General features: G+C 71.2%; 3 protein-coding genes and 1 pseudogene. 1 reads left to right on the forward strand and 3 read right to left on the reverse strand.

Going from position 1 to position 2,173, the window contains the following annotated elements; translation table 11 throughout:
• Nucleotides 1-89 precede the first annotated feature (89 nt).
• Nucleotides 90-548: an Lrp/AsnC family transcriptional regulator gene (locus LOY02_RS11880; RefSeq protein WP_317182573.1), complete on the forward strand. Its 459-nt coding sequence runs from the start codon at nt 90-92 to the stop codon at nt 546-548.
• Between the two features lie 55 nt (nt 549-603).
• Here LOY02_RS11880 and ybaK read toward each other — a convergent pair whose 3' ends face one another.
• The 3 genes and pseudogenes from ybaK to LOY02_RS11895 all read right to left on the reverse strand — a co-directional run.
• Complete coding sequence (gene ybaK, locus LOY02_RS11885; RefSeq protein WP_317182574.1) at nt 604-1,113, reverse strand: Cys-tRNA(Pro) deacylase; 510 nt, start codon at nt 1,111-1,113, stop codon at nt 604-606.
• Nucleotides 1,114-1,118: 5 nt separating this feature from the next.
• On the reverse strand, nt 1,119-1,736 hold the full coding sequence (locus LOY02_RS11890; RefSeq protein WP_317182575.1) for a TetR/AcrR family transcriptional regulator: 618 nt from the start codon (nt 1,734-1,736) through the stop codon (nt 1,119-1,121).
• Between the two features lie 58 nt (nt 1,737-1,794).
• Nucleotides 1,795-2,173, reverse strand: a pseudogene (locus LOY02_RS11895) (lysine 2,3-aminomutase); the annotation flags it as partial.

Raw genomic sequence — 2,173 nt, forward strand, 5'->3', positions numbered from 1 at the left:
TGGGTGTCGGTTGGGTGTCTCGGCGGTGTCGCGGCGGTGTCGCGACGCACGGGCGACCACGCGTGGGGCTGCTCGACTAGGGTCGTGCCATGGAAGATCTCGACCGCCGGCTCGTCGGGTTGCTGCTGGGCGACGGACGAATGAGCTTCACGGACCTCGGCCGGGCCACCGGCCTGTCCACCTCGGCGGTGCACCAGCGGGTGCGCCGGCTCGAGGAGCGCGGCGTCATCACGGGATACTCGGCCACCGTGTCGCCAGAGGCGCTGTCCCTGCCGCTCACGGCCCTGATCTCGGTGACGCCCTTCGATCCCGCCGCGCCCGATGACGTGCCGGAGCGGCTCAAGGACATTCTCGAGATCGAGGACTGCTACTCCGTCGCGGGCGTCGAGAACTACATCCTCAAGGTCCGCACATCGACTCCGAGTGACCTCGAGGATCTCCTGGCGCGGATCCGGACGGCCGCAAACGTGTCCACCCGGACCACCGTGGTCCTGTCGACCCCCTGGGAAGGGCGACGCAGCGCGGCCGAGCCCCCGCCGGAGCACTGACGCCGCGCCGGTGCCTCGCCCTGCCACGGAGGGACTCCGACGGGTCGGGAGCGCCTCAGAGCCGTGCGATGGGTGCGTAGGTGCCCCGAGTGACCCTGAGGAGCTCCTCCGGGCGCAGCTCGACCTGGAAGCCCCGACGACCGCCGGAGACGTAGACGGTGTCGTGGTCGGCGGCGGAGTCGTCGATGACGGTGCGGAGCAGCCGACGCTGGCCGATGGGCGAGATCCCGCCGAGGACGTAGCCCGTCCGCCGAGCCGCGTCCGAGGGATCCGCCATCCGCACCGTCTTCACGCCGAGGGCTGCGGCCATGGCCTTGAGGTCGAGAGAGCCGGCCACGGGGACGATCCCGACGGCGAGCTCGCCGCCCGCGTCGACGAGCAGCGTCTTGAAGATGCGGCCCTCGGGAACGCCGAGGGCCCGCGCAGCCTCGACTCCGTAGCCCGTCGCGGCGGGGTCGTGGTCGTAGGTGTGACCTCGGTAGTCGATCCCGAGGGCGTCGAGAGCGAGCGTCGCAGGAGTCGCGGGCCCGGCCGCCGGGCCACCCTTGCGTCGGGAGCGGGACACGCGGCTCACGGCCGCGCGAGCGAGGCCAGGCCGTCCCACGTCGTCGTGACCACGAGCTCGGCGGCATCCTCCGAGGACAGGCCCGGGTGCTCGCTGCGGTAGACCGCGAGTCGCTCGACCCCTCCGATGACGACTTCGACGAGGGGCACGACGCGTTCCGCCGGCAGCTGGGCGAACTCGGGGAGCATGGCGATCCCCTCGGCAAGAGCCTTGGCCGTCTGCTGTCTGATGCGTTCCACGGACGCGGCCGCCTCGCCGATGAGCGAGCCCTCCGTGCGGAGCAGGGCGAACGCCTGTTCGTGGTCGTCGATGAACCGGAAGAAGGCCGTGATGACCCCACGGACGCGCTGCCGCGCCGAGGCAGCGGGGTCTTCAGCCCACGCCGTGATCACGGCGTCGAGGAGCTGGTGACGCGCCCGCTCGATCGTGGCGGCGAGCAGCCCCTCCTTGGACCCGAAGTAGTCGTAGATGAGGGGCTTGGTCACGCCGACGTGCTCGGCGATCTCGTCCATGGTCGTCGCGTGGAACCCGCGTGCGCCGAAGACCCGCTCCGCCACCTCGAGCATCTGCGCCTCACGCGCGGCGCGGGGCATCCGGATGCGGGAGGGAGGCTTGGCTGTCACGACGGCAGTCTAGGGGCCGCCGGGCAGGGGCCGTGGACGCCCGAGGCGGGGGCGCACGTCACACGAGCTGGGATTCGGACACGGACCGGCTCGCCGCGGCGCGCTCGCTCGCGTCGACGATGAGCTCGTCGTGGTTCACGGCGTCACGCCACCACTGCTGGCCCGTCTCCGGCAGCGTGTAGATCGGGTCGTAGTAGACGTACTCGCGAGAGAGCGCCTCGGTGTCCTCGCCCTCGATCGAGGTGCGGTAGTTCTTGCGCCAGTACGAGATGCCGCGCTCCGTGTCGTACTCGTCCTGCTGGTGGACCCATCGCTTGCCGACGAACGGCACGTCGCAGACGATCCGCGGCGTCGAGAAGCCGGGCAGGTAGCCCATGATCGAGTGCTGGAGGTGCTGCGCCTCGGCGAGCGAGAGCCGCCAGTGCTCGGAGAACGGG

Origin of the sequence: Intrasporangium sp. (assembly GCF_032907665.1) — a bacterium.
Taxonomy (GTDB): Bacteria; Actinomycetota; Actinomycetes; order Actinomycetales; family Dermatophilaceae; genus Intrasporangium.